The organism is Escherichia albertii NBRC 107761 = DSM 17582, assembly GCF_000759775.1.
GTDB classification, from domain to species: domain Bacteria; phylum Pseudomonadota; class Gammaproteobacteria; order Enterobacterales; family Enterobacteriaceae; genus Escherichia; species Escherichia albertii.
Genome location: NZ_BBMY01000128.1, coordinates 1 through 2,895 on the forward strand (window position 1 = coordinate 1; position 2,895 = coordinate 2,895).

Annotated in this window: 3 protein-coding genes and 1 pseudogene; 1 reads left to right on the plus strand and 3 read right to left on the minus strand. The window is 48.7% G+C overall.

Annotated features, from left to right (window positions below):
• Positions 1–58: 58 nt before the first annotated feature.
• Together trhA and yqfB are read right to left on the minus strand one after the other, a co-directional pair.
• Entirely contained in the window at positions 59–718 is a 660-nt protein-coding gene (trhA, locus tag EA14781_RS18600; RefSeq protein WP_000250281.1) for a PAQR family membrane homeostasis protein TrhA, read from the minus strand.
• Between the two features lie 167 nt (positions 719–885).
• The gene (yqfB, locus tag EA14781_RS18605) at positions 886–1,197 is read right to left on the minus strand and encodes a N(4)-acetylcytidine aminohydrolase (RefSeq protein ID WP_001182957.1); all 312 of its coding nucleotides are present in this window, start codon (positions 1,195–1,197) and stop codon (positions 886–888) included.
• Positions 1,198–1,241: 44 nt separating this feature from the next.
• Here yqfB and bglA point away from each other — a divergent pair, with 44 nt between their 5' ends.
• Entirely contained in the window at positions 1,242–2,675 is a 1,434-nt protein-coding gene (gene bglA / locus EA14781_RS18610) for a 6-phospho-beta-glucosidase BglA (protein ID WP_024164724.1), read from the plus strand.
• A gap of 47 nt (positions 2,676–2,722) precedes the next feature.
• On the opposite strand, the pseudogene EA14781_RS24995 reads toward bglA, so the two are convergent.
• Positions 2,723–2,895, minus strand: a pseudogene (locus tag EA14781_RS24995) (transporter); the annotation flags it as partial.

The window sequence follows — 2,895 nt, forward strand, 5'->3', positions numbered from 1 at the left end:
TATTCCGATACGGATGCTGCCGCTGGAGTGTCTTTTCAAGCATACAAAGGCGTACCAATTACGCCTGCCCAATATACAAATAGATCGCTAGGAAATGGCACACACTGCCGCCGAGCACAAAACCGTGCCAGATGGCGTGATTGTACGGGATACGTTTACAGACGTAAAAAATGACCCCGAGCGAATAAACTACACCGCCGACTGCCAGCAATGTCACGCCACCTACCGCCAGTTTCACCGCCAACTGATAAATCACAATCAGCGAAAGCCAGCCCATTGTCAGGTAGGTTACCAGCGACAAGATTTTAAATCGGTGCGCAATGGTCAGTTTGAACAGAATCCCCAGCAGCGCCAGACTCCAGATAACAATCATCAGCCCACGCGCTAACGGTGAACCCAGCCCCACCAGTAAAAACGGCGTGTAGGTTCCGGCAATCAACAGATAAATGGCGCAATGGTCAAATTTCTTTAACCACATTTTTGCCCGTTGATGAGGGATAGCGTGATAGAGCGTTGAAGCCAGAAACAGCAGGATCATGCTGCCGCCATAGAGGCTGTAACTGGTTATCGCCGTGGCGCTGGCATTGAGATCCACCGCCTGGACCAGTAACAACACTAGCCCGACGATACCAAACACCAGCCCAATACCATGACTGACGCTGTTGGCAATTTCCTCTGCCAGCGAATATCCTTGCTTAATGAGAGGCTTCTGAACCATAACTTACTCCGGAGAAACATACACGCACGCGCGTGATTGCAACTCCAGCGTAACTGAGAATAGTTCCAGTGAACACCTGTTAGCTAAAATAAATCCAGATTTGCGATTAATCTCCGAAAATTCATGAAATTAAAGATTAAATTTCAACTAACGGGCGTGAGCTTAATTTAAAGACATTTAAATTCAATCACATAAAACTGTGTCTGACCGGGATAGATATCAGCAATGACTTTTTTCAGTTCGGTCAGCGTCATATTTTCCTGCTCAGCATGTTTTTCTGTGAGAGTATCCAGCGTTACGGTTGAGGTTGCGGTGACTTCAATGGTGCAAAAATAGCCATCATCCTCAAAGCGTCCGACGCGAAGCACATCACCCGTTTTAAAGTGCGATTCAGACTCGTCGCGGATGGTAATGGTTTTACGCCCAGCCAGAATGTCATCCTGGAATCGTTGAAAAAAAGTGATGTCGTTTGGCTGCATGGTACTATTTCCTGTAAGAATTGACTCATCTGGAGCCTATGATAGTGAAAAAACTCACTTTACCGAAAGATTTCTTATGGGGCGGCGCCGTTGCCGCTCATCAGGTCGAAGGCGGCTGGAACAAAGGCGGCAAAGGGCCGAGTATTTGTGACGTGCTGACCGGTGGTGCACATGGCGTGCCGCGCGAAATCACTAAAGAAGTCTTGCCCGGCAAATACTATCCTAACCATGAAGCCGTTGATTTTTATGGTCACTATAAAGAAGACATCAAGCTGTTTGCCGAGATGGGCTTCAAATGTTTTCGTACTTCCATCGCCTGGACGCGTATTTTTCCAAAAGGCGATGAAGCACAGCCAAACGAAGAAGGGCTGAAGTTCTACGACTCCCTGTTCGATGAACTGCTGAAATACAACATCGAACCGGTGATCACCCTCTCCCACTTTGAAATGCCTCTGCATCTGGTGCAGCAATACGGTAGCTGGACTAACCGTAAAGTGGTTGATTTCTTTGTCCGTTTCGCGGAAGTGGTATTCGAACGCTATAAGCATAAAGTCAAATACTGGATGACCTTCAACGAAATTAACAACCAGCGTAACTGGCGTGCGCCACTGTTCGGTTACTGCTGCTCCGGCGTTGTCTATACCGAGCATGAAAACCCGGAAGAGACCATGTACCAGGTGCTGCATCACCAGTTTGTCGCCAGCGCCCTGGCGGTGAAAGCCGCGCGTCGCATTAACCCGGAGATGAAAGTCGGCTGTATGCTGGCCATGGTGCCGCTCTATCCGTATTCCTGTAACCCGGACGATGTGATGTTTGCCCAGGAGTCGATGCGCGAACGCTACGTTTTTACCGATGTTCAGTTACGCGGTTATTATCCGTCCTATGTGTTGAATGAATGGGAACGTCGCGAATTTAACATCAAAATGGAAGATGGCGATCTGGATATTCTGCGCGAAGGCACCTGCGATTATCTCGGCTTTAGCTACTACATGACCAATGCGGTGAAAGCCGAAGGCGGCACCGGCGATGCTATTTCTGGTTTTGAAGGCAGCGTACCGAACCCGTATGTTAAAGCATCTGACTGGGGCTGGCAGATTGATCCGGTGGGCCTGCGTTACGCACTTTGCGAACTGTATGAGCGTTATCAGAAGCCGCTGTTTATTGTCGAAAACGGTTTTGGCGCCTACGACAAAGTGGAAGATGACGGCAGCATCAACGATGACTACCGCATTGACTACCTGCGCGCCCATATTGAAGAGATGAAAAAAGCGGTGACTTACGATGGCGTGGATCTGATGGGCTACACGCCGTGGGGCTGCATCGACTGCGTATCGTTCACCACCGGGCAGTACAGCAAACGCTACGGTTTCATCTATGTGAATAAGCATGACGACGGTACTGGCGATATGTCGCGTTCACGTAAGAAGAGCTTTAACTGGTACAAAGAGGTGATTGCCAGCAACGGCGAGAAGCTTTAATCCTTACATATTACCCGCCAGTTGGCGGGTAATACTTTGAGCGAGCCTTACCAGGTCTTACCTATTTTAAATTCCCAGCGTACATCTTCCATCTTAGCTGGCGACTTTGCTTCCTGCATTACAGGGAAGAAAGCGCCAGCACCAAACCATAATTTTAGTGAATCGACGGCAATATTAAATGACGGTCCAACAACCCATTCGGTAGTACCTGAGTGGGGTG

Bases quoted from the DNA above. Each gene is read 5' to 3' on its own strand.
- trhA (WP_000250281.1), bottom strand. From the start codon at position 718: ATGGTTCAGAAGCCTCTCATTAAGCAAGGATATTCGCTGGCAGAGGAA.
- yqfB (WP_001182957.1), bottom strand. From the start codon at position 1,197: ATGCAGCCAAACGACATCACTTTTTTTCAACGATTCCAGGATGACATT.